This window comes from Rahnella sp. ATs2, assembly GCF_051851855.1.
Lineage (GTDB): Bacteria > Pseudomonadota > Gammaproteobacteria > Enterobacterales > Enterobacteriaceae > Rahnella > Rahnella variigena.
This window is the reverse complement of sequence record NZ_JBLYPL010000002.1, coordinates 19206-41561: the sequence shown is the minus strand read 5'-3', so window position 1 is coordinate 41561 and position 22356 is coordinate 19206. Positions and strand designations below refer to the sequence as shown.

At 54.7% G+C, this 22356-nt stretch carries 22 protein-coding genes; 4 read left to right on the top strand and 18 right to left on the bottom strand.

The features are described from left to right. Positions 1-8: 8 nt before the first annotated feature. Complete coding sequence (locus ACJY2G_RS01865; RefSeq protein ID WP_430320366.1) at positions 9-1646, bottom strand: DUF4153 domain-containing protein; 1638 nt, start codon at positions 1644-1646, stop codon at positions 9-11. A 356-nt stretch (positions 1647-2002) separates the two neighbouring features. On the opposite strand from ACJY2G_RS01865, the gene ACJY2G_RS01860 reads away from it, so the two are divergent. Next, the gene (locus ACJY2G_RS01860; RefSeq protein ID WP_112290768.1) at positions 2003-2461 is read left to right on the top strand and encodes a nuclear transport factor 2 family protein; all 459 of its coding nucleotides are present in this window, start codon (positions 2003-2005) and stop codon (positions 2459-2461) included. A gap of 70 nt (positions 2462-2531) precedes the next feature. Here the strand turns inward: ACJY2G_RS01860 and csgG are convergent, their stop codons facing one another. Genes csgG through csgD form a run of 4 tightly spaced genes read right to left on the bottom strand, consistent with a single transcriptional unit; the run spans position 2532 to position 4901 of the window. Beyond that, positions 2532-3365, bottom strand: coding sequence for a curli production assembly/transport protein CsgG (gene csgG, locus ACJY2G_RS01855; protein ID WP_113876971.1), 834 nt, complete (start codon positions 3363-3365; stop codon positions 2532-2534). Positions 3366-3397: 32 nt separating this feature from the next. Continuing rightward, the gene (gene csgF, locus ACJY2G_RS01850; protein WP_120161714.1) at positions 3398-3790 is read right to left on the bottom strand and encodes a curli production assembly/transport protein CsgF; all 393 of its coding nucleotides are present in this window, start codon (positions 3788-3790) and stop codon (positions 3398-3400) included. A gap of 60 nt (positions 3791-3850) precedes the next feature. Then, complete coding sequence (gene csgE, locus ACJY2G_RS01845) at positions 3851-4270, bottom strand: curli production assembly/transport protein CsgE (protein WP_430320367.1); 420 nt, start codon at positions 4268-4270, stop codon at positions 3851-3853. Beyond that, positions 4251-4901: a biofilm master transcriptional regulator CsgD gene (csgD, locus tag ACJY2G_RS01840; RefSeq protein ID WP_120161646.1), complete on the bottom strand. Its 651-nt coding sequence runs from the start codon at positions 4899-4901 to the stop codon at positions 4251-4253. The genes csgE and csgD overlap by 20 nt, the downstream gene beginning before the upstream one ends. An 872-nt stretch (positions 4902-5773) precedes the next feature. Here csgD and ACJY2G_RS01835 point away from each other — a divergent pair. From ACJY2G_RS01835 to csgC, 3 genes are all read left to right on the top strand, one after another. Then, a complete protein-coding gene (locus ACJY2G_RS01835) occupies positions 5774-6262 on the top strand; it encodes a curlin (protein WP_120161648.1) in 489 nt (162 codons plus the stop codon). A 171-nt stretch (positions 6263-6433) separates the two neighbouring features. After that, entirely contained in the window at positions 6434-6913 is a 480-nt protein-coding gene (csgA, locus tag ACJY2G_RS01830) for a curli major subunit CsgA (protein WP_113876974.1), read from the top strand. Between the two features lie 89 nt (positions 6914-7002). Beyond that, positions 7003-7332, top strand: a complete 330-nt coding sequence (gene csgC, locus ACJY2G_RS01825; RefSeq protein ID WP_113876975.1) for a curli assembly chaperone CsgC — start codon at positions 7003-7005, stop codon at positions 7330-7332. A gap of 12 nt (positions 7333-7344) precedes the next feature. On the opposite strand, the gene ACJY2G_RS01820 is transcribed toward csgC, so the two are convergent. From ACJY2G_RS01820 to hycA, 13 genes are all read right to left on the bottom strand, one after another. Then, the gene (locus ACJY2G_RS01820; RefSeq protein WP_120161650.1) at positions 7345-8370 is read right to left on the bottom strand and encodes a HoxN/HupN/NixA family nickel/cobalt transporter; all 1026 of its coding nucleotides are present in this window, start codon (positions 8368-8370) and stop codon (positions 7345-7347) included. Then, positions 8363-10693 (bottom strand): carbamoyltransferase HypF, encoded by a 2331-nt coding sequence (gene hypF, locus ACJY2G_RS01815; protein ID WP_430320368.1) that lies wholly within the window; start codon positions 10691-10693, stop codon positions 8363-8365. Before hypF ends, ACJY2G_RS01820 begins: the two co-directional genes overlap by 8 nt. Before the next feature lie 251 nt (positions 10694-10944). Next, positions 10945-13116: a formate dehydrogenase subunit alpha gene (gene fdhF / locus ACJY2G_RS01810; protein ID WP_439291124.1), complete on the bottom strand. Its 2172-nt coding sequence runs from the start codon at positions 13114-13116 to the stop codon at positions 10945-10947. A 23-nt stretch (positions 13117-13139) separates the two neighbouring features. Next, on the bottom strand, positions 13140-13685 hold the full coding sequence (gene hydN / locus ACJY2G_RS01805; RefSeq protein ID WP_112290053.1) for an electron transport protein HydN: 546 nt from the start codon (positions 13683-13685) through the stop codon (positions 13140-13142). A 167-nt stretch (positions 13686-13852) separates the two neighbouring features. Continuing rightward, positions 13853-14344, bottom strand: coding sequence for a hydrogenase maturation peptidase HycI (gene hycI / locus ACJY2G_RS01800; protein ID WP_430320369.1), 492 nt, complete (start codon positions 14342-14344; stop codon positions 13853-13855). Next, complete coding sequence (locus ACJY2G_RS01795; RefSeq protein WP_113876980.1) at positions 14337-14816, bottom strand: formate hydrogenlyase maturation HycH family protein; 480 nt, start codon at positions 14814-14816, stop codon at positions 14337-14339. Before ACJY2G_RS01795 ends, hycI begins: the two co-directional genes overlap by 8 nt. Then, on the bottom strand, positions 14816-15613 hold the full coding sequence (locus tag ACJY2G_RS01790; protein ID WP_113876981.1) for an NADH-quinone oxidoreductase subunit B family protein: 798 nt from the start codon (positions 15611-15613) through the stop codon (positions 14816-14818). Before ACJY2G_RS01790 ends, ACJY2G_RS01795 begins: the two co-directional genes overlap by 1 nt. Beyond that, a complete protein-coding gene (locus tag ACJY2G_RS01785; RefSeq protein ID WP_120161658.1) occupies positions 15613-16167 on the bottom strand; it encodes a formate hydrogenlyase complex iron-sulfur subunit in 555 nt (184 codons plus the stop codon). Before ACJY2G_RS01785 ends, ACJY2G_RS01790 begins: the two co-directional genes overlap by 1 nt. A gap of 15 nt (positions 16168-16182) precedes the next feature. Next, positions 16183-17907, bottom strand: coding sequence for a hydrogenase large subunit (locus ACJY2G_RS01780; RefSeq protein ID WP_113876983.1), 1725 nt, complete (start codon positions 17905-17907; stop codon positions 16183-16185). A 44-nt stretch (positions 17908-17951) separates the two neighbouring features. Next, complete coding sequence (locus ACJY2G_RS01775; protein WP_430320370.1) at positions 17952-18905, bottom strand: respiratory chain complex I subunit 1 family protein; 954 nt, start codon at positions 18903-18905, stop codon at positions 17952-17954. 10 nt (positions 18906-18915) lie between these two features. Then, positions 18916-20820, bottom strand: coding sequence for a proton-conducting transporter transmembrane domain-containing protein (locus tag ACJY2G_RS01770; RefSeq protein ID WP_439291122.1), 1905 nt, complete (start codon positions 20818-20820; stop codon positions 18916-18918). After that, positions 20820-21428 carry a 4Fe-4S dicluster domain-containing protein gene (locus ACJY2G_RS01765; protein WP_430320392.1) on the bottom strand — a complete coding sequence of 203 codons (609 nt, stop codon included), beginning with the start codon at positions 21426-21428 and terminating at the stop codon, positions 20820-20822. The genes ACJY2G_RS01770 and ACJY2G_RS01765 overlap by 1 nt, the downstream gene beginning before the upstream one ends. Positions 21429-21598: 170 nt before the next feature. After that, positions 21599-22069 carry a formate hydrogenlyase regulator HycA gene (gene hycA, locus ACJY2G_RS01760; protein WP_113876986.1) on the bottom strand — a complete coding sequence of 157 codons (471 nt, stop codon included), beginning with the start codon at positions 22067-22069 and terminating at the stop codon, positions 21599-21601. Between the last annotated feature and the right edge of the window lie 287 nt (positions 22070-22356).

Genomic DNA, 22356 nt, shown 5'->3' with positions numbered 1-22356 from the left:
CGGATAAATCAGTTTTCATCCTGCTGGTAATGCACCACGCGACGTTTCCCTTCGATCTGGATATCCGCCCATTTACGCGGCGCGGGTTTAACTTCACCGTTGCGCAGTGCCTGGATCAGCGTCTCTTTACCTTTTTCCTGATACAGATAAAGTTCGCCACTTTGCGTCCATTGTCCGGCCTGCTTCGTGTAAACCCGGCAGTTGACTGAAGGCGCATCGAGCGTATTACAGAGCAGGATTTCTTTCTGTTTGTCATTGTTGAGATCCAGCGTGTTGACGATACACACGCCCTGAACGCTCAGACAATCGCGCAGTGTGTTGCGGTATTGTTCCAGCGCAGGAAGACCTTTCCACCAGCCGTCATCCGGCTGCACTGCGCCTTTCGCCAGCGTGATCATCTTCTTCGCCTCCTCAACACGATAATTTTTAACCAGCGCATCGGCCTCTTTATCATTGTATGAGCCCCAGCGTGAGGTCAGCGCCAGGGTGTTTTTCACCGTGGCAAGCAGGCGCGGATCAGCGGTAAACGCAGGATGTTGCTGCAGTTTCGCCAGCGCCTCATTGCCACGACGGCCGGTTTCAAAGCGCAGTAATTTAAGATCAAAATCTTTCGCCTGTGTTTTACCGCTGTCGAGCCGCGCAATCTGACTGTTGACGCTGATACGGTAAGGATCGAGCAGCGGGCTGTTGACCGCGATAACCAGCAATACAACTAACAATGACAGCGGTTTATTGAACTGATTCAGACGTGACAGCCAGTCCGGGCGTTTATCGAAAACGGAAGAACTGTAGCAAAGCGACGCTGTCAGCGTGACCGCAATAATCACCACCGCCCACAGGCGCTGCGGCGTCCAGCCGTATTGCGAGACGCGAAGACCGGTAGAATACAGCGCCAGCGCGGCATACACCGGCAGCAGCAGGATGGCTGCATTGACCAGCCAGCGGACAGCCTGCGGATAAGGTTTCACTCCGCTGTCCGTTTCGCGCACGACGTTCACCAGCACCAGCAGACTCAGCGCCATAATGGTCAGCAGACTGGCGGCGGACCAGGTTTTCGACAGCGCCGTCAGGCCGGTGAACGGCAGGGCGAACAGGAAGATCAGCGCAACGAACGCCACCAGAGGCAGCAGGCCTTTGAGAATGAAACGGATAATATTGCGGGTGGTGTTCATCAGCGCCGGTTGTGTGCGGCAGGTGATGATGCTTATCCCCAGCAGCAGCCCGAAAACCAGATGCATAAACAGTGGCGTATCGAAAAACAGCGCGTGGAAGTATTCAATGCCAATCACCCGGAACAGGGCAGCGCACAGCGCCAGCACGCCGACGGTCAGCAGCATCAGCAGGAAAGTGAGCATCGCACACAGCATATTCTGGCTGTAGCAGGCGGCAAGATGGGCGTACCGGTAACGGTTGTGCGCCGGGAACGTCTGCACCTGTAACCAGGGCAGCACAAAAAATACCATCACCACCAGCGAAAGGTTAAACGGCACCATCACCGAATCTGCCGGTGTGCCGGTCACATTACTTTTCACCCACGTTGCCAGCCCTGCCAGCAGCAAGGTAATCAACGCCATTGCGCCCCAGAACCGGCGGTCATTCAGCCGTACCAGCGACAACGAAATCAGCACCGGTAATGTGAATGCCATAGTCTGGCCGTAAATATTGTGGGAGAAAGCCGACCGCGTGACCGCCTGGCTGTCTGAGAAAAAGTAATACAGCAAAAGTCCCTGCAGCAGGCAGACAACCATAATAAGCCAGCGGGAGGGAACGGGCAGTGGGGGCAAACTGAGGCCGGCCCGATTGAACTGAGACATCCGTGACTCTCCGAAAATGTAAGAGGAAGTAAGGGTAAAAACGTACGCCAGTGTAATGGGTTCCGTGTTCCGGTGCAGAAAACTCTTTTCCGGGGCAGGGTGCGCATTTTGTGAGCATCACCACATAACTGGCAAAATCAGCCGCAGTCACTAGGCTTAGGTATTGGATGGAGAATTTCGAGGTGAAAATGTCAGAACACGAACTGAAAGAAAAACGCATTGAAATCGTTAAGAATTTCTACGCCAAACTGGATCAGGCAGATTCGACTTTGCTGGATCTCTTTGCTGAAGATGTGGTGCTGTTTTTTCCGAAATTTGGCACCGCGCAGGGGAAGTCATCCCTGGGAGAACTGGGTAAACGCTTCGCCCTGGAAATCGACAAGATCCAGCATATTCAGGATGCTTTCCGGTTTCTCAGCGATGGCGACACCATTGTGCTGGAAGGGCAGATGCGTGGCGTGATGCAAAATGGCGACCGCTGGCCGACCTCGGAAGCCGGCAGCCATCATTTCTGTACGGTGTTTGCATTTGACGATTTACTGATCAAACGGCTGAGTATTTATCTCGATCCGGACTTTAATCTCGAGGACAAAAAGCGGGTGAATAATTACCGTCAGGCGGTGAAAAGCGAAGAGAATAAAACCTGATGTTTGCTTAAATGCTTAAAAAAGAAGGGAAGGGGTGTCAACCCACCCCTTCCCTTCGCCAACTGCCCTATCAGGATTCGGCAGGGACAACGCTGTTTTTGTAGCGTTGCAGTATCGGTGAATTCGCTTCCGATGGATTCTGCAATTGCCACAGATTACGGTCGATACCGTCATTGACCAGATAAATAACCCCGGATTCAATGGCCGACATCAGGCACAACATCACTGGCTCGTTGGTGGTATAGCCCAGTTCGCCTTCCAGCAGACGCTGATAGTCGATAAAGCGGAACACCCCGGCCTGCACTTCATACGACAAAATCGTCTTGCTGGTATTCACAGACGACAGAACTTCCCCGGTATTGACGTCGACAGCACGCAGGTTCACGGCTATCTGGTCCAACTGGTACTGCGTACTGGCACCGATACCGAAGTAACGCGCCCCTATGCCGCCCGATTTCACATTGCTTTCATAGCCGATAATCGAGCCTTCAATCAAAATATTTGCCGCCACTAAAGAAGAAAGCGGACGCTGGTTATTGATAGCGACGCTACCGTTTTCCTGAGCCGCACGGATAATTTTGCGTTCATTGAGCAGGTTTTGCAGTCCCTGACGTTCCAGCGGAATAAACCATTTCGAGTCTTTTAACGCTGAGACCAGCATCGCCGTGGCGCTTTGCGGCACCGCGGTCGAGAAGTTACTCGCCGGATACGGTTTGAACTGACCGGTTTCATCCTGAATATTATAAACGGAGACAAATACACGTCCCTTCGGTGCCGGGAGATGAGTCAGGTCGGTATAACTCGGTGCCCGTGGCAATAATGTCGGTCTGGCGGCTTCTTTCGGGGGCGCTGTGAGACACCCGCTCAACACAAAAACTGCGATGAGTAATAAATAGCTGCGCATGATGTTGTTCCTGTTTTTATTTGTCGTCGGAATCAGTTGGTAGTGGCAGACAGGCCCTGAACCTGAATGGTGGAAATCTTGCCTGTTTTACGATCGGTAACGTTCATCACCAGTTGCCCGTCGGTATTCTGGATATCCACAATAAAGTCCTGCGTCACCAGTCGACCCGGTTTGCCCTGATTCACGTTGCCCATCAGACTGCCCAGCAGCTGCGACTGAATCGATGCGGTGAAGTTATCCAGCGCAGAGGTGCCGGTGGAACCGAAATCGTATGAATCCGGATCCTTATAGGAGTTTTGCGCCTGGGCTTCATTGAGCAGGAACGCGCCATTATTCGGGTTGCCGCCGAAATTCGGGTTAATGAACTGGAAAACCATGTTGCCTCCCCAGGAAACCGGGGACGCCGTCAGTAATGCCAGCAGCATGACTGAACGCGAAGCAGAGACTGGAATATTCACGATGCTCTCCTTAAAAGAGGCTGTGCATTAAAATTCGTCATGGGCAAGATCCCCGGTGCCAAGTAACGCTTTGTCCAGCTGACGTCGTGATAATGCCTCCGTCACGCCAGCCAGTGCGGTATCGACGTCCTTCTCAAAGTTGTGACGGTTAGGAAACAACAGAGTTTGATAAAGGGTGTCCTGACCTATTTTTATGGTGATCCAACTGCCCCAGCGGGCGCTGGGTCTTTCTGAAATCGTGATGGTTTCAGGGTAGTTCTGTTCCCATTTGGCGGTGAAGCTGCGATAAAAATCGTGTCCCACCGACGTCACTGTCCGGTCGGTAATCAGCCCCGGGTCTTTGATATCCGCAGCCTCTACGTGCAGGCAGGTGGCGCAGAGCAGCGCCAGCCAGAGCCAGAAGGTCCTGATGCAAATAGTCATGATGTCAGCGCTTGAGATTGTCATTCGCCCAGGACGCCGCCTGAGTACGGTTTTTTACCGAGATTTTCCTAAATAAATTATAAAGATGCGTCTTGACCGTGTTCTCACTGATAAACAAAAGCTTTGCGATTTCCGTGTTGGACGCACCCACACGTAACTTATTGAGGATCTCTTTTTCGCGATGAGTCAGGCCGGTATCTTCTGAATGCATGTGCCGGAAGGCACCGGACTGATTGATCAGATAGCTGGCGAAACCCTGAGAGAAGTAGCATTCTCCGCGGATCACGCTGCGGATCCCTTCCACCAGATGTTCTTCATCAGTAGAAAGATAAAAAACAGCGCTTATTCGCGGCCAGGTTTCTATTTCCCGAAAATGGTAATTATCGGGCGTATTTAATAATAATAACTTCACACTCTCGTGATAACGGTTAATGGCGGATTGCCAGACTTCAATAGTCCGCCGGTCAGCTTCCATCATGTCGAAAAGAATAAGTGTCTGATGAAGATACTGATCCTCAAGTGTTTTATGAATGCTGTGTAACCGGGTATTGACACAAAGTTGCTGTTTTAATTGCTGCAATAAAGCACTGGCTTGTAATGATGGTTTAGTCACTAATAAAAGAATATTATTATTGATTGCTGCTTCATTACTCATAATGAAACCCTGCCCTGATTTTTATAGCCACAGCCTGCTGCGTCTTTGTATAAACAGACCGGTAATAGACTGAGATATTATGTGCTAAATCTATAGCTTTATATTTGCTGTGCATATCTGAAAGTAGCAAATAAACGCAGTGTGAGGCGCACAATATTTTAAGTCGCTCTATGTGCGGTACAGACTCAATTTAGCTTTTGGATGACCTTACGCAAGGCTTATTTATGTTTCAAAATGTAACGTAAAATGTATAAAATTTTCTTAATGTATTTCCGTTAGCATGAGACGTGCATGTTAAATAAACCTTAAGTAATGGATTTACACTATCTTAACGTTTGACCTTGTTATGACAGCACATTTAAATAAATGCCGGCCTGAATAATCCACGGGATACAGCAGTCTGGCGCATGATTCCCCTTTAATAACTCAAATAACTGCTTCCTGTATAATCGATTTCACTTAGGTTAGGCCGTTTTAAGACCTGAATATGCCTGCGTAAAGCGCCCGGCGGGCACCCTAAATACCGTGAAAGCCGGAATGATAAGGGGTGGAAATGTGGCGGCGATCTCTTTTAAGGCCATTTTTAAACCGCAAGGGGATTAGGAATAGTTGCATTTGTGTGATTATTTGCGCCGGAGTTTCCTGGCACTTTAGGATTAATGCCATGGGGTCGATTAGCGTCACTGACGTATTACTGAAACATTCTGGTCAATCCGCATGAGAAGTGACATCTCATACTTTTTAATGAAGTTAAAAATTAAAATACGACGTGCGGGTGAGTTTCTTATTTCCGCCAAACATCATAATCAATTCGTCAACAGCAATAACCCGGTGAGCTAATACACAGTCGCCGGAGATATACAGGTGACGAAATGAAAAAGACTTTACTGACCCTGGCGTTACTTTCAGTCTCCTGGGTCGTTCACGCTCAGCAGTTTGATATGGCTTATTCGGAAATGAGTAGTGACAGTCCGGAACAAGTCTTCGCTGGCGCGAGGAATTCATCGGGGAATTCATCAACGATTTACCAGAACGGTAATAGTAATCTGGCTGCAAATAATCAGGCGGGGTACGGCAATTCCAGCGTCATCCGTCAGTCAGGGTCAGAAAATACTGCGGTGGTAAATCAGCGAGGTAATGGAAATAACGCCGATATATCCCAAAGCGGCAGCGATAACTTTGCTTATATTTCGCAAAGCGGCGGCGGGGATGCATCCATTACGCAACAGAATTTTGGCAATACGGCTTACATTCTGCAAAAAGGCCGGAGTGTGACGGAAATTCGCCAGAATGGTACGAACCAGAGCAGCGGTGTCGTACAAAACTCGTCAGGAATGGCGATTAGAGTGACACAGCATTAATACAAAATCATACCCAAAATAGTTTGAGGTGCAGGAAGGCGGCAAGGTCGGAAATCACCGGGAGCTTAGATAACTAAGCGACGGGTGTGAGCGAGCGCAGCCAACGCATCTGCAACTCGAAATATGAAGGGTAAAACATGACATCCGATATTAAACCAATGGGGTAGCATCATGAAACTTTGGAAAATTGTGGCAGTCTCCGCTTTAGTCGTCAGTGGCAGTGCGTTTGCAACCGGTTCAAATCATGGCGGCGGCGGTGGTTCTACACCTCCGACAACGACACCTCCTTCAACGGTTCCGACATTCACTGCGACTCAGTGGAATTCTGAAATTCAGATTTACCAACAGGGTACCTCAAACCTGGCGAATGCCACTCAGACTGGCGCTCAAAAATCGCTGACAGCGGTTAATCAGGATGGCTACAGAAACAGCTCCAGCACCAATCAGACCGGTGATGGCAGCCTGATCAGCGTAGTGCAAAAGGGTGATTACAACGGTGCCAACGTGGCGCAGAGCGCAAACGGCAGTAAAGTGCTTGTCTCCCAGAATGGTTCAGGCAACTACGCTCAGGCGTCACAAAGCGCCAATGGCTCTCTGACCAGCATTACTCAGGTCGGTACAGCTAACCTGGCGTATGCGTCACAAAACTGATAACGCTCCCTCTCCTGCGAAGGGGAGGATCACAGCAAAACAGGGCACTAGCCCTGTTTTTTTTCGAATGAACTCTGAGGATAAACGCCATGCATTTGCTCCTGATTGCCGCCGTGATGTCCAACCAGCTGTGGTTCGACACCCACAACGACGCGCAGACCTATGTCATTACCCCGATGGTCAGTCTCACTAAAGCCTGCGCCTGTCAGGTGGCGGTTTCCGTTTCACAGGAAGGTGTGTCCGGCAGCAGCACCAGCCGCCAGAGCAGCAATGTCAATCTGACCGCTAACCAGCCACAACCGCTGGGCCGTATGCGTTTCTCCGTTCAGCCGGGCAGTAAAACCCAAATTATGATCACGGTGACGGACGGCGGATCGCTGCGTCTGGAAAAACAGATCACCTTGCCGAATGACGCCTGATTTTAAAGACGATCACACTGCCAGATTGTCGTAGCCTTTACGGCGGTAATTGAGCGCAGAGATGCCCCAGAACACCAGGAAAATCGCCACGGCGGCGTATCCGACGCTGCCCATATTGTCATTAAGACGTTCAACAATGGTCCATAACCCGCCGTGCAAATCGAGTTTGTCGGCCAGCAGTCCGAGAGCTTCCAGTCCGCCGATAAACAGGGCGATCACCACGCTGGTGGCGGTAATGGTCATGTTGTAATAGAGCTTGCGTACCGGTTTATCAAACGCCCAGCCGTAGGCACCGACCATCACAAAGTTATCCAGCGAATCGACCAGCGCCATGCCGCTGGCAAACAGCGCCGGAAACACCAGAATGCTCCACACCGACATGCCGGAAGACGCACCTGCGGCAGAAATACCCAGCAGGCCGATTTCAGTCGCGGTATCAAAACCCAGCCCGAATAAAAATCCCACCAGATACATCTGCCAGCTTTTATTCACCAGATTAAAGGCGAAGCTGAAGATCCGGCTCATCACACCGCCTTGTACCACGTGCAGTTCTTCTTTGGCGGTAAAGCTTTTTCCCTGTTTCACTTTCTGAAAACGACGGTAAACGTCCCGCAAGATCAGCGCATTCAGCAGCGCCATCAGCAGTAAAAACAGCGCGGAAACCAGCGTGCCGATGGTGCTGCCGTAATCATGCAGCCAGCCGATTTTATTGCCGAAGACCAGCGAGGTGGCGGCAATCGCCACGCAGGCCAGCACCACAATGCTGGAATGTCCAAGGGAGAAAAATGCCCCGACGGCGACCGGCCGCTGACCCTGTTGCATCAGCTTGCGCGTCACGTTATCGATAGCCGCAATATGATCGGCATCGACCGCGTGACGCAGTCCGTAGCTGTAAGCCAGTAATGACGCGGCGATCAGCGCCGCGTTGTGACGAAACACCGCCAGTGCCCATCCCCAGGCGAGTAAATTCACGGCCACCAGTCCGGCCAGCAGCCAGAAAGCGCGACGGTTCGAAGAGAAAAATTGACGGTTAATCATGGAGATCCTTATTTTTAAAACCAGAAGAAATCTGAGCAGAAGTATGTTGCAGACGGGCACAGGCAATGAGGGCCTGGCCCAGCGCCAGACCGCCATCACCGGCGGGAATGTTTTGTGGCATCAGCACATTCAGGGGCGCTAAGTAGCGATGTAAAAGCTGGCGCAGTAAACGGTTATGCAGCACGCCGCCGCCGGTAGCGACGGTGCGAATGCCGGTTCTGACCGCGTGATAACGGGCGAGGGCGGCGAAGCCCTGGGCGAGTGCGTCATGAAAAGCAAAGGCCCGTGCGGCGGGCGATGCCTGCCAGTCCAGCCATTGGTGCCAGAACGTCGCCAGATCCAGCAACGTGCCGCTTTCGGTATGCCGCAGCGGCATTGTGACGGGATGTGAAATGCCGTACGCCTGATGCGCCAGTGCTTCCAGCCGGCTGGCGGCTTCGCCTTCCCAGCTCAGTTGCGGCGGCGCACAGCCCAGCGCGGCGGCGACGGCATCAAATAAACGTCCGCAGGAAGACGCCAGCGGAGAATTGATCCCGGCAGCAATGGCTTTTGACAGCGGCTGCCACGGTTGTGAAAGAAGTGATTGCGCTTGCGGACGCGTTTGCCAGTCCGGCACGAACGCCTGCCAGTGCGCCAGTAAATTACGCCACGGCTCGCGTGCGGCAAGGTCGCCACCGGGCAGGGCGACGGCAGGCAATCCGCCCAAATGGTCGCAATGCAGATAACCGGCCAGTAAACATTCACCGCCCCACAGACTGTTTTTTTCGCCATAACCGAGGCCGTCCAGCGCCAGACCAATCACCTTTGTGCCATCCAGCGGCCAGTGATGTTCCGCCAGACAGGCGGCGATATGCGCGTGATGATGAAAGACATCTACTGTCCGCATTGCGTGGTGCTCAGCCTGCTGGTGACTGACATAACCCGGATGCGCATCGCGGGCGACAGCCACCGGTGTGCAGTCATAAAGTTGCTGAAAATGTTCAATCGCCTGCTGCTGTTGCTCCGCGATATCACTGTGCGTCAGCGAGCCCAAATGCATGCTGAGAATGGCCTGATGACCGCGCACCAGACAAAACGTATTTTTCTGATCGCCGCCCAGCGCCAGCAACGGTGGCTGAAAAGCAAAACCCGGCGGCAACGGCAGCGCATCCGGCACGTAACCGCGCGCACGACGCAATACCTCCGTTCCCTGCGCCGTCAGACGCACCAGCGAATCATCGGCCCGCTGAACGATATCGCGGTTATGCAGCAACCACAGATCGGCAATACCTTTCAGTTGTTTAAGCGCCTCAGAATTCGTTAGCGCCGGAGCGCATCCGGTGGCATTACCGGAGGTCATCACCAGCGGCGTCTGATATTCCTGCATCAGCAAATGATGTAATGGCGTGAAAGGCAACATCAGGCCGACTTCATTAAGCTCCGGCGCAATGGCGGCACACAGCGGTGACATCGCGCTTTTCGTCGCCAGCACAACCGGCGCTGCGGGGGATTCAAGCAGTTCACGCAGCGCAAACTGGGGACTGTCATCGCTGCATCGCGCCAGCCAGCTGACATCCGGCAGCATCACTGCCAGCGGTTTTGACGGCCGGTATTTCCGCTCACGCAGCCGCATCACCGCGTCCTGCTGCGTGGCATCGCAGGCCAGATGAAAACCGCCCAGCCCTTTGATGGCGACGATGTTTCCCGCCCGTAATGCGGCAACGGCGAGTGCCAGCGCGGCCTGATCCTGCGCCTGAATTTTGCCATCCTGAAATGTGGCGCTCAGCTGCGGACCGCAGTGCTGACAGGCCACCGGCTGAGCGTGAAAACGCCGGTCGGCAGGATTGTCATATTCCTGCTGGCAAGCCGGACACAGTACGAACTGCGCCATGCTGGTGGAAGGGCGATCGTAGGGCATCGCGCGGATCAGCGTAAATCGCGGACCGCAATGGGTGCAGTTGGTAAAGGCATAGCCGAAACGACGATCGCCCGCGCGCGTGATCTCTTTCAGGCATTCAGGGCAGGTCGCTGCATCTGGCGCCACCTGCGTGTCCATCTGGCTCTGGCGACTTGGCGTGATGGTGAAATCTTTCGGCGGTGTTTGCCATTCAAAAGGGTCGAAACTGATGCTGTCGATACGAGCCAGCGGCGGGCAGTCGCGTTGTAACTGGCCGATAAAGGTTTCGATATTAACCGGTGCAAGCAGCCTGATTTCGACACCGGCGCTGTCATTGCACACTTCGCCGCAAAGCTGCAGACGATCGGCCAGTTGCCAGACAAAAGGCCGGAAACCGACGCCCTGGACTTTGCCGCAGATGCGAATGAGCAGACCGGAATCAGACATAAATACCTCATAAATCTCAAGGGTGGTTTTGGTCCCTGCGAAGGGGAGGGAGAAGAATGGGTTCAAAGCTCCTCCCCCTGCGAAGGGGGAGGCTGGGAGGGGGTATTAATGGCAACTTCATATTCAGAGTTGCTCCTGATACCCCACCCCAACCCTCCCCTTCGCAGGGGAGGGAGCAAAACTAAAACCCAATTTCCACCCCTCAGGCAGGAGCTTAAAACCCCTTCTTTTTGGCGAGGAGCTAAATCAAACTAAACCTCAACCACCGGGATCACATCTTCGACGGCACTGCGCAGGCGCGCTTTCATGTCGCTGTAGGTTTGCTGTGCGTAATTTTCTGCCCAGCGCTGATCGGCAATCTGTTCTATTTTTACCGCGCAGTATTTGGTTTCCGGCGTTTTGGAAATCGGATCGAGATTGTCCTGCGTCAGCTCATTACAGGCACCGATCCACCACTGATACGTCATGTACACGGCACCGGCGTTGATGCGTTCGTTGTAGTTGGCGCGTGAAATGACTTTGCCGCGGCGAGATGCCACCCAGACCAGTTGCTGGTCGCGGATACCCAGTGCCTGTGCATCCACCGGGTTCATCTGGACAAAGCCCGGCTCGTCGGCCAGTGTTTGCAGTGCGGCACAGTTACCGGTCATCGAGCGACACGAGTAGTGACCGACTTCGCGCACGGTACACAGCACCAGCGGATAATCGCCGTCCGGCACTTCGGCAGGCGCACGCCACGGGGCGGCAAACAGCTGGCCTTTTCCGGTTGGCGTATCGAAGTGATTATCGGCGTAAAGGAACTGTGTCCCCGGACTTTCCAGCGTGGTACAAGGCCACTGAACGTGTCCGAGTTCGCCCATTTTTTCGTAGGTTGCGCCGTAGAACAGCGGGCAAAGGCTGCGCATTTCGTCCCAGATTTCCTGGTTATCCTGATAAAGCATCGGATAACCCATCTCCGTTGCCAGCAGGCTGATAATGTCCCAGTCGCGTTTGACGTTATATTTCGGCTCGATAGCTTTCTCGAAACGCTGGAAACCGCGATCCGCGCAGGAGAACACGCCGCCGTGCTCACCCCAGGAGGTGGCCGGTAAAATCACATCCGCCTGTTCAGCGGTTTTGGTCATGAAGATGTCCTGCACTACCACGAATTCCAGTGCCTCGAACCCTTTGCGTACCAGTCCTAAATCGGCTTCGGTCTGCAACGGATCTTCGCCCATGATGTAATAGGCTTTGACCTTACCTTCAATTGCCAGATGCGGGATTTCAGTAATGCGCAGGCCGACTTCGGTGTCCATCTGGTTGACGTCGATACCCCAGGCATCGGCGAATTTTGCGCGGACTTTCGGATCAGTGACCGACTGATAGCCGGGGAATTCGTTAGGCAACACGCCCATGTCGCACGCGCCCTGCACGTTATTCTGACCGCGCACCGGACCGACGCCGACGTTGGCACGTCCGAGGTTGCCGGTCAGCAATGCCAGACCTGCCAGCCCTTTGACTACGTCTACCGCCTGACCAAACTGCGTGACACCCATGCCCCACATAATGGTGGCGGAAGGCGCGGCGGCATAGGTGCGCATTGCCTGACGGATTTGTTGCGCAGAAACGCCGGTCTGTTCTTCAACAGCTTCCGGCGAGTAATCCGCGACGTTTTTGCGATACTCCTCGAAGCCTTCGGTGTATTTGGCGACATAATCGTGGTCATACAGATTTTCTTCGATCAGCACATGGGCGAAAGCATTCACCAGTGCCATGTTGCAGCCGTTTTTGATTTGCAGATGCTGATCGGCAATACGCGCTGTTTCGATGCGGCGCGGATCGCAGACGATAATCTGTGCGCCTTTTTCTTTGGCTTTGATCACGCGGCGGGCGACGATCGGATGGGAATCAGCGCAGTTATAGCCGATCACCAGCAGACATTTTGAGTTCTCGATATCGCCGATGGAATTACTCATTGCGCCGTTACCGAGCGTGGCCTGTAAACCGGCGACTGACGGGCCGTGACACACGCGGGCACAGCAGTCGACGTTGTTGGTGCCGATCACCGCACGGGCAAATTTCTGCATCACGTAGTTGGTTTCATTGCCGGTACCGCGGGAAGAACCGGTGGTCATGATGGCGCGCGGGCCATGTTTTTGTTTGATTTCTTTCAGGCGCTGCGCGGTGTAACGGATGGCTTCATCCCAGCTCACGGCTTCGAATTTGCCGCCTTTCTGACGGCGGATCATCGGCTGCGTCAGACGTGGTGTCAGCAGTTTGGTGTCATTGAGAAAATCCCAGCCGTAATAGCCTTTCAGGCACAGTTCGCCCTGATTGGTCACGCCGTTCGCGGCTTCGGCGCGAATGATTTTTCCGTTATCCACCACCAGATTCAGTTTGCATCCGGCGCCGCAATACGGGCAGACAGTAGTAACTTTTTTCATTGAATGACTTCCTCTATCCGGGGTTAAAACAGCAAGGGTGAGGTGCTGTCGAGCGCAGCGCGGCGGCGTTTTTCTGCGTTCATTTCCTGTAACTGGTTGCGGTCGATGGCGAAGAGCGCATTGGTCGGGCAGATTTCCATGCAGGCCGGGCCTTCGCTGCGCAAATAGCACAGGTCGCATTTATGTGCTTCGGCTTTATCGGAGGTCGCGACCATCGCCGCGCCGTTCTGGCGGAAAATCGGTTTTGTGACCACTTCCATCGCGCCATACGGGCAGGCGACGACGCAGGTTTTGCAGCCGATGCAGCGTTCCTGCATCACCTGAACGTGGTCGCCGGTGCGGGCAATCGCGCCGTTCGGGCAGACATTGGCGCAGGGTGCGTCTTCGCACTGACGGCACATGACGGGAGTGCTGAGATTAACGCCTTTGATCACATGTAAACGTGGCGCGAAGGTCTCGGCATTGAGCAGCGAGATATCCTGCGAATCGCTGTGCGCCATCACGCAGGCAATTTCACAGGTACGGCAGCCGATGCATTTTTTAGGGTCGGCGATGATGAACCGGTTCATGATGATTTAATTCCTAAGTCATTGGTTTCAGGTACTGGCTATACATAAAGCGTGCCAGTTCCTGTTCTTAATTTTTAATCATTAAATTCAGCAGGTTAAATTTACCCGATGCGCCGCTGACGAAATTTTCCCCTGACGTCATATTTGCGTCGTCACCGTATCGACAGTTATGTCGAAACAGTAAAAGGGGCGATTCCCAGACCGGTTTCCAGTCGCGGTAACAACTGATGCAGGCGTCTGACCGCCTGTTCCACGGCGGTGCTCATCGGGTAATAAAACGCGACAACGTCGGGCTGAATGCCGACAAACGTGATCTGCGGGATATCCTCACGCAGTTGCTGCATGAGAAAAGTCAGCGGCAGATTGTGGGTGGTCATCATGAACATGTCGGCGATATCTTCCTCGGCGATAATGCGCATTTCGCCGGCAGCCAGCCCCATATCGGTAGCGTCGGCAATCACCAGATGCTGCGGACGCAGCTCGCGTAAAAAGCCGATGTCGTTTTCGGGTGCTGCACCGCCGTCCACCACTGTCCAGCCGGGCAGCGGTTTTTCCGCGCACAGTTCAGCCAGACGGGGGCCTGCGCCATCGTCGCCCATCATGCTGTTGCCCACGCACAACAGTGCGTAGCGGGGGAGATTCTCAGGATAATCAGGCATCGTATCTCCTGACCATCAGGTACATGGCGGGATCGTGTTCAATTTGCGAGAGCAGGGCGATAAGCTGATCGCTCCAGACTTGCTGTTCAGCATTCATCTGCGGACGCGCATCGCGCAGCGCCAGTGCCAGCAAATGCGTGTGGCTGCTGTCGATATTGATCTCGCCAAAACGCTGGACACCGGCCAGTTTGCGGCGCGCTTCGCTGTTTTCCGCCAGGCAGTTAATCCAGCCGAGATAGCCGTCGAGCGGGCATTCGAGGCGCGATTGCAGACAGTCGATTACCCCGAGGTGATGGCCGATAGCCAGGCTGTAATAAATCACTTCCTGCGCTTTCTGCGAGCTGCGTTTCTGTGCGCTTTTCTCATCGACGAACTTGCTGCTCAGCGAATAGAAAACCACTTTGTTTTTGTCAGGCGTATGACCGGCATAAGGCTGATGGCGCGCGTAGCGCTGGTCGTTGACGGAAGTCATCACAGACGCACCTCGCCACGCAGCACCTGCTGATATATGTGTTGCAGATTGCCGACGATTTCGCTCAGGCGCAGGTCACCCTGTTCCGCCAGATAAGTCGCAACGCGCTGTTCCACCGGCTGTAAACCGGGGGCAGCGACGAGTTCGATAAACTGATCGGCTATCTGGCGACCATAGCGGTAACCTGCCATCCGGCGTGCTTCACGATCCAGCAGCACGCGCAGCGGCTGCGGCAAATCCGGATGCAATAAAGCAGCCGGTTCTGCGGCGGCCACGTCGTGCTGCTGGCCTTTGATTTTTTGATCCAGCAAACCCAGCGCCATCGCGAACCCGTAAATGGTGGCGGCCGGTGTCGGCGGGCAGCCGGGAATGTAAACATCCACGGGCACGATTTTGTCGGTGCCGCCCCAGACGCAATAAAGGTCGTGGAAAATACCGCCGCTGTTACCGCATGCGCCGTAGGAAATACAGATTTTCGGGTCCGGCGCGGAATCCCAGGCGCGCAAAGCGGGCATACGCATGGCGCGGGTGACGGCACCGGTGAACAGTAAAATGTCCGCGTGGCGCGGCGACGGAACGACTTTGATGCCAAAGCGTTCGGCGTCGAAAAGCGGCGAAATAGCAGCGAAAATCTCAATCTCACAGCCGTTACAGCCGCCACAGTCCACGCGATAAACGTAGGCGGAGCGGCGGATGTTGTTGAGTAATGTCGATTTCAGCGCGGCGATACTTTCATCAAGCGTAACGGGCACCGGCAGGCCATTCTCGTCACGCGGCGCAATCGGGTTATGGCTCATCAGCGGGCCTCCGTAGTCATATGGCGGCCAATATCAATGCGGTCGCTGGAAGAGAGACCGTGCATTTTTTTGCACGCCGGACAGGTTTCATACTGCAGGCGGCGATCGTCTGTCTGCCGGTCGCTCAGCGCGGCGCTTTCCTGTAACAGGCTGAGCGCAAAGTCGATTTCTTTTTGGACGGCGTAAGGTTTGCCGCATTCCCGGCAATGGCAGACAGGGAAATCTGCGGTTTCATACAGGTCTTCTTTGCGCCAGACCGCCAGTTCGAACTCCTGAGACAATTTGATCGCCGCCGTCGGGCAGACTTCCTCGCAGCGGGCGCAGAAAATGCAGCGCCCTAAAAACAGCTGCCAGCGGATCGTTTCGCCGTCTTCTGCCGTGGTCATGGTCAGCGCGTTCGACGGACAGGCATTGGCGCAGGCGCCGCAGGCGATGCACTGTTGCGCGGTGTATTGCGGCTTACCTCGAAAATTGGGCGCTAAATCCAGCGGTTCGAACGGATATCCCACCGTTGCCGTGCCGGTTTTGAGCACTTTTTTAATCAGTTTCAGCATGATTTGAGCGGCTCCTTAAAGCGGCGAATTTTTGCGTTCGATGCCGTAACGTTCGATCTCTTTGTAAGGCACGACGATGGACGTTTTCTTGCGTACATCGACCACCGTCATGCGGTCGGTGCAGGAATAGCAAGGGTCGAGACTGCCGATAATCAGCGGTGCGTCGGAGACGGTATTGCCGCGCAACATGTAGCGCAGCGTCGGCCAGTTGGCGTAGGTCGCCGCACGGCAGCGCCAGCGGAACAGCTTCTGATTGTCACCGGTCATGCTCCAGTGAATGTCGTCACCGCGTGGCGCTTCGGCAAAACCGAGCGCGAAACGGTGCGGAATATAATTAAAGCCTTCCACTGCCAGCGGGCCGCCGGGCAGGCTTTGCAGGCCAAACTCGATCATATTCAGGGAGTTAAAGACTTCGTGAATACGCACTTTCAGGCGGGAATAAACGTCGTTACCGGTTTCGCTGTAAAGTTCAAACGGCAGTTTGGCGTAACCGGCGTAAGGGTGATCCTGTCGCATGTCGCGGCGGTGACCGCTGCCGCGCACCATCGGGCCGACGTTGCTGAAATCGCGCGCCACCTGTGGATCCAGAATGCCAACGCCCATGCTGCGTTGTTCGGTATTGGCGGTACTCAGCAGAATATCCACCAGCTCATTCAGGTCACGGCGCATGCCGCCCGCCAGCGCAATCGTGGCAATCATGTCGTCTTTTAAGATGTCGCGACGGATGCCGCCGATCAGATTCATGCCGTAGGTTTTACGCGCGCCGGTCAGGATTTCCGCCATCTTCATCGACTGCTCACGAATGCGGAAAAACTGCATGAAACCGGAGTCAAAACCGACAAAGTGACAGGCCAGCCCGAGGTTCAGCAGGTGGCTGTGCAGGCGTTCCACTTCCAGCAAAATGGAGCGGATCATCTGGGCGCGTTCCGGCACTACAATCCCCATCGCGTTTTCGACCGACGAGGTATACGCCACGCTGTGAGTAAAGCCGCAAATGCCGCACACGCGGTCAGACAGGAACGTCACTTCGTTATAGCCCATGCGGGTTTCGGCCAGTTTTTCCATGCCGCGATGCACATAGAACAAACGGTAATCCGCGTCGATAATGTCTTCGCCATCGACAAACAGACGAAAGTGTCCGGGTTCGTCAGAAGTGACGTGCAGCGGGCCAATTGGCACAATTTTGCTGCCCTCTTTGGCCTCAGAAATAAACGGATAGGTTTCTTCATCCGTGGTCGGAGCAGGGCGCTGGCGGTAATCCATCGCGTCTTTGCGCAGCGGATATAAATCGTCAGGCCAGTCATCCGGCAACACCAGACGGCGTTCGTCCGGCAGCCCTACCGGACGCAAACCATACATATCACGCACTTCACGCTCACCCCAGACCGCCGCCGGTACGCGCGGTGTCACGGACGGGAATTCCAGTGAAATCGGATCCACCTCGGCGCGCACAGTTATCCAGCACTTCACGCCTTTCTCCATCGACAGCACGTAATACAGCGCGTAGTTGCCGCACAGCGTGCGTTCGTCGTTACCGAACAGTACGGAAAGCCAGCCGCCCTGCTGGTAATACAGCCATTCGACCACTTCCGGCAGCCAGTTCAGCCTGATGGTGACGGTCGCCTGCGTGTCGGTCTGCCATTCGCTGCCCAGAATCGCCGACGGAAACTGTTTTGCCAGCGCAGCCAGATACTCTTTGCCGACCGGGTTTTGATTTAATGCGGTGTTGAACTCACTCATTGCAAAGCCTCTTCCCGCCTCAGCGGGACAAGAAAAATGTCAGGTCAGCCTGCGACCAGCCAGGAAACCAGCGCCAGAAACGCCAGACCGAATCCCGCCCACGTAGTGCGGGAGGTTTTAAGAAAGCGCAGACGGGCGACGCTGTTTTCGATAAGCGCGACCACAAACACCGCGATCAGCAGTTTCAGCAAACACAACACCACGGCGATCAGCAGCGTCAGCGGCGTAATGTGTTCTGCCAGTCCAAACGGGAAGAACAGACCGAGAAACAGTTGCAACACCACCAGCTGTTTCAGGCTGATGCCGATTTTCACCACGCCTAATGCTGCGCCGGAATATTCGGTCAGCGGACCTTCCTGTAACTCCTGCTCGGCTTCGGCCATATCAAACGGCAGCTTGCCCATTTCGATATAGGTGGCGAACGCACAGGCCAGACAGGCCAGAATCAGGGTTAATGAAGAGGAAACCGGCCAGTGCAGTATCCGCGCCGCAATCGCGCCGAGTGATGTGGAACCGGCGACCAGCGCCGCCACCCAAAGGCCGAGCAGCAAAATGGGCTCAACCAAAACGCCGAGTACCGCTTCACGGCTGGCGCCTATGCTGGTGAAAGTGCTGCCGGTGTCGAGTCCGGCGATGGCAAACACAAAACGCACTACCGCAAACAGATAGATAACGGTGATCAGATCACCCGCCGCGCCCATCGGCGATGTCAGCGTCACCACAGGCAGGGCAGTGGCGATGACCAGTAAACCGCCGGTCAGCAGATACGGCATACTGCGAAACGCCATGCCTGCCGCCGCGGGCGCGACACTCTGTCGCCGGAGTAATTTGGCGATATCACGGTATTCCTGTAATACGCCGGGTCCGCGCCGGTTGTGCATCCGCGCACGCATCACGCGGCTGAATCCGGCAAATAACGGAGCGACAGCCAGCAATGCCGCCGCCTGAATCAGCGCCAGCGGCCACAGCGAACCGGCCAGCAGGGAAGGAAAGTTCATAGTCAGTTCCTCAGGCAAAAGCCACGACCAGTAATACGGCCAGTTCGATGAACGCCAGACGACGGCAGAACGCCCCCAGCCAGCCACGGTGCAAGGCTGAAACCAGTGACGCCGGTGTCGCATGGCTGCGCAGACGGTAAAGCGGGGCAAACATCACGCGCAGCGGCTGGGCGAAACCGGTCGCCGTCACCACCATGTCGGCGGAGTGCGCGTAACCACAGGCCCAGGCATCGCCACGCGAACGGTTTGGCAGCCGTGCGCCGCGCAGAACTGCGGCGATAAGCCACGGCACTAACGGCATTCCCAGCAGCAAAATGGCCACCATCGGGGCAGACACCGCAGACGCCGGCGAGAACGCCACGCCATGCTGAGCAGCCAGCAGAACCGGCGTGTTCAGTACGGAGGCTGCGACAGCAGAGAATTGCGGAATAATCCACGGGGAAGCTATGCCGGAAATCACGCACAACAACACCAGTAATACGGTGCTGAACGTCATGGCGCGTGGTGCCGGTGTGGCGTCTGCGGCAGCCTGACTGCGCGGTGTACCCAGGAACGTGACGCCAAAAACTTTGGCAATACACATCAGCGCCAGCGCGCCGGTCAGTGCCAGACCGACCGCCAGCAGCGGCCCCATCAGGCGGGCGATAAAGACGTGGCTGCTGCTCAGCTGGAACAGCGACTGGTACAGCAGCCATTCACTGGCGAAACCGTTTAACGGCGGCAGCGCGGCCATCGACATTAATGCGATCAGCATCGCTGCCGCTGTCCACGGCATCAGACGGGCGATACCGCCGAGTTTTTCCATGTCCTTTATGCCGGTCTGCATTTCAATTTCACCGGCACCGAGGAACAGCGCCGTTTTAAACAGTCCGTGGTTGAACAGATGGAACAGACCCGCCAGCAGCGCAAGGGAAGCCAGCACCGGCTGGTTCAGCGCCACGCCGGTCATTGCCCCGCCAATACCGAGCAAAATAATCCCGACGTTTTCCAGCGTGTGATAGGCCAGCAGACGGCGGATATCATGCTCCATCAGCGCATACAACCCGCCGATAAACGCGGTCAGGATTGCCAGAAGCAATACCATCAGGCCCCACCAGAGTGGCGGTGCGCCCAGCAGATCCAGACCGACTTTTACGATGCCGATAATGCCGATTTTCATCAGGGCAGAAGAGAACAGGGCGGCGGCGTGAGCAGGCGCGCTGGAATGCGACTGCGGCACCCAGGCGTGCAGCGGGATAATCCCGGCGTACAGCCCGAAACCGGCCAGCGCCAGCAGGAAGGTCACCGATTTAATGCCCGGCGTGAACGCCGCATGGCGCAGCACCTCAAAATTGACGCTGCCGCTGGCGTGATGCAGCAGGGCGAAGGCCAGGATCAGACACAGTGTGCCGAGGCGGCCGGATAAAAACTGATTCAGACCGGCACGGCGGCTTTTCACATCGTCAGCCTGAACAATCATGAAATAGGCGCACAGGGCAGCCAGTTCCATCATCAGGATCAGTTCCACGGCACTGGCCGACATCGCCGCCGCTGTCAGTGCGGCCATCAGCAGATTGCACATCAGACCGGTGCGGGCGCGCTTAGGGGATCTCACATTCGCCAGCCACGCACAGGCATACAGGCTGCACATCAGCGCGGTGACGGACATCGCCAGCAGGATTAAGGCATTCAGCGCAGTCAGTTCAGCGTGAAAAGGCACCACCGGCAGCACGGCCTGAACCGCCACACCGCCCTGTAAAATCTGTAACGCCGCCGCGATAACGCACAGCGCCGCTGCCATCCCGCCTGCGCCAAAAATCAGGCTGCTGATTTTCGTCATGGACGCCAGAAGCCAGCCACCAAGGCCGCTCAGCACCCAAATCAGCAGCGCCAGCGCCAGTAACGACGCCGGTTCACCGGTAAATAGAGTCGTCATTATTTAGCCTCCGTATCAGGGGCGTTCAGTGAAGTCAGTCCGGCGGGGAAAACGTTCATGGCATTGAGGCGTTTTTGCTGGCTGGAATATTCAGACAGGCTGGCGGTAACCAGCGTGATGGCCTGGGTCGGACAGGTTTTGATGCACGCCGGACCTTCCGGGCTGAAGCTGCATAAATCGCATTTCACTGCCACGGCGCGAAGCCCCGGCACGCAGTCGAGAAACGGGCTGACTGCACGTGGCGCACGCGGTGCGGGCAGTGCTTTTGAGGTATTGCAGTCACGTGGGATATCGACAGGAGTGCTGGCGGAAAACGTTATCGCCCCGAACGGACAGGCGATGCCGCACAGTTTGCAGCTCACACACAGGCTCTCGTTAAGATGAATGGCGTCTTTTTCACGGGTGATGGCGTTCACCGGACAGACCTGCGCGCACGGCGCGTCTTCGCACTGGTGACACATCACCGGCGCAGAATCCAGCCGGTTGCGCATCACCTGCAAGCGGGGTTCGGATTGCAGGCCGTGAAGCTGGTGCTCTTGCGAACAACTCGCCATGCAGGTATTGCAGCCGATACAAAGTTTGGGGTCCGCGATCACATACTGATTCATGGCGGCCATATTGCGCATGAAGTCTCCTTGGTATTTCGTCAAAGGTGACGAAATCGGCACTTAAATTGACATTTCGACATTTATGTCGGCATTAGATCTGCAAAAAACCGGTCAATATTGTCGGTGAAAAGATTATTCCCACCTGACCGTAAAATAATGTTTTAGGTTTTTTATCCGGCGTGGCCGAGTAATTTCTCAAGTTGCGGATGAACCGGCTGATTACTGTGCAGGGAATCAAACAGGCACTGATAAATAGCGGAGATTTTATTCAGATAATGTTCCAGCACGGCGTTCTTATCATGGATGTCCACCGTGCCGTCCACGCGGCCATCTTCACTTAATCTGGCCTGCGCGAAGGCTCTGAAATCCACCTCTTCCTGGCCTTGCGCCATGTTCAGGCTGTAGATGATCTCCTGACTGTAAAAGTCATCGCCCTGATGAATACTCACCACAAAATGATTGAACAGCACAAAGCGGATGTCCTGTTCCTCTCCACAGTTAAACTCATGATTTATCTTTTTATTTGATGTGGTGACGGCCTTTATCAGGCTGTTCTGATAGGTATGCCACTGTGATTTCATCTGGCTGTTTTTGCTGGCGATATAGTCGGCTTTAGTAGTCAGTTCGCTGAGAGTGCTCATGTTCATTATCCGTTGTTAATTGATATGTCGGGTGACGACGAAAATACGACGTATAACTCTCTGTTGGCATAAAGCGTGCCAGTTTCTGAATTATTCTGATAAATGCTTGTGAATTAACGGGTTAGAAGGGTTTTGGCTTTGATTCTGTTTCAGCGAAGGAAATAAATGACATGTCGATGACACCTTATTTCGACAATTATGACGGGCGGTGACGGCTTATTTTTGCACCTCATTGGCTGAGGATGTTTTTGCATAAAGGCAATGTGTCGAAATTTCTGGCACCAATA

What these genes read in the sequence shown, in the direction of transcription:
- ACJY2G_RS01865 (WP_430320366.1), bottom strand. Translation starts at nt 1,646, where the DNA reads ATGGCATTCACATTACCGGTGCTGATTTCGTTGTCGCTGGTACGGCTG.
- ACJY2G_RS01860 (WP_112290768.1), top strand. Translation starts at nt 2,003, where the DNA reads ATGTCAGAACACGAACTGAAAGAAAAACGCATTGAAATCGTTAAGAAT.
- csgG (WP_113876971.1), bottom strand. Translation starts at nt 3,365, where the DNA reads ATGCGCAGCTATTTATTACTCATCGCAGTTTTTGTGTTGAGCGGGTGT.
- csgF (WP_120161714.1), bottom strand. Translation starts at nt 3,790, where the DNA reads ATGCTGCTGGCATTACTGACGGCGTCCCCGGTTTCCTGGGGAGGCAAC.
- csgE (WP_430320367.1), bottom strand. Translation starts at nt 4,270, where the DNA reads ATGACAATCTCAAGCGCTGACATCATGACTATTTGCATCAGGACCTTC.
- csgD (WP_120161646.1), bottom strand. Translation starts at nt 4,901, where the DNA reads ATGAGTAATGAAGCAGCAATCAATAATAATATTCTTTTATTAGTGACT.
- ACJY2G_RS01835 (WP_120161648.1), top strand. Translation starts at nt 5,774, where the DNA reads ATGAAAAAGACTTTACTGACCCTGGCGTTACTTTCAGTCTCCTGGGTC.
- csgA (WP_113876974.1), top strand. Translation starts at nt 6,434, where the DNA reads ATGAAACTTTGGAAAATTGTGGCAGTCTCCGCTTTAGTCGTCAGTGGC.
- csgC (WP_113876975.1), top strand. Translation starts at nt 7,003, where the DNA reads ATGCATTTGCTCCTGATTGCCGCCGTGATGTCCAACCAGCTGTGGTTC.
- ACJY2G_RS01820 (WP_120161650.1), bottom strand. Translation starts at nt 8,370, where the DNA reads ATGATTAACCGTCAATTTTTCTCTTCGAACCGTCGCGCTTTCTGGCTG.
- hypF (WP_430320368.1), bottom strand. Translation starts at nt 10,693, where the DNA reads ATGTCTGATTCCGGTCTGCTCATTCGCATCTGCGGCAAAGTCCAGGGC.
- fdhF (WP_439291124.1), bottom strand. Translation starts at nt 13,116, where the DNA reads ATGAAAAAAGTTACTACTGTCTGCCCGTATTGCGGCGCCGGATGCAAA.
- hydN (WP_112290053.1), bottom strand. Translation starts at nt 13,685, where the DNA reads ATGAACCGGTTCATCATCGCCGACCCTAAAAAATGCATCGGCTGCCGT.
- hycI (WP_430320369.1), bottom strand. Translation starts at nt 14,344, where the DNA reads ATGCCTGATTATCCTGAGAATCTCCCCCGCTACGCACTGTTGTGCGTG.
- ACJY2G_RS01795 (WP_113876980.1), bottom strand. Translation starts at nt 14,816, where the DNA reads ATGACTTCCGTCAACGACCAGCGCTACGCGCGCCATCAGCCTTATGCC.
- ACJY2G_RS01790 (WP_113876981.1), bottom strand. Translation starts at nt 15,613, where the DNA reads ATGAGCCATAACCCGATTGCGCCGCGTGACGAGAATGGCCTGCCGGTG.
- ACJY2G_RS01785 (WP_120161658.1), bottom strand. Translation starts at nt 16,167, where the DNA reads ATGCTGAAACTGATTAAAAAAGTGCTCAAAACCGGCACGGCAACGGTG.
- ACJY2G_RS01780 (WP_113876983.1), bottom strand. Translation starts at nt 17,907, where the DNA reads ATGAGTGAGTTCAACACCGCATTAAATCAAAACCCGGTCGGCAAAGAG.
- ACJY2G_RS01775 (WP_430320370.1), bottom strand. Translation starts at nt 18,905, where the DNA reads ATGAACTTTCCTTCCCTGCTGGCCGGTTCGCTGTGGCCGCTGGCGCTG.
- ACJY2G_RS01770 (WP_439291122.1), bottom strand. Translation starts at nt 20,820, where the DNA reads ATGACGACTCTATTTACCGGTGAACCGGCGTCGTTACTGGCGCTGGCG.
- ACJY2G_RS01765 (WP_430320392.1), bottom strand. Translation starts at nt 21,428, where the DNA reads ATGAATCAGTATGTGATCGCGGACCCCAAACTTTGTATCGGCTGCAAT.
- hycA (WP_113876986.1), bottom strand. Translation starts at nt 22,069, where the DNA reads ATGAGCACTCTCAGCGAACTGACTACTAAAGCCGACTATATCGCCAGC.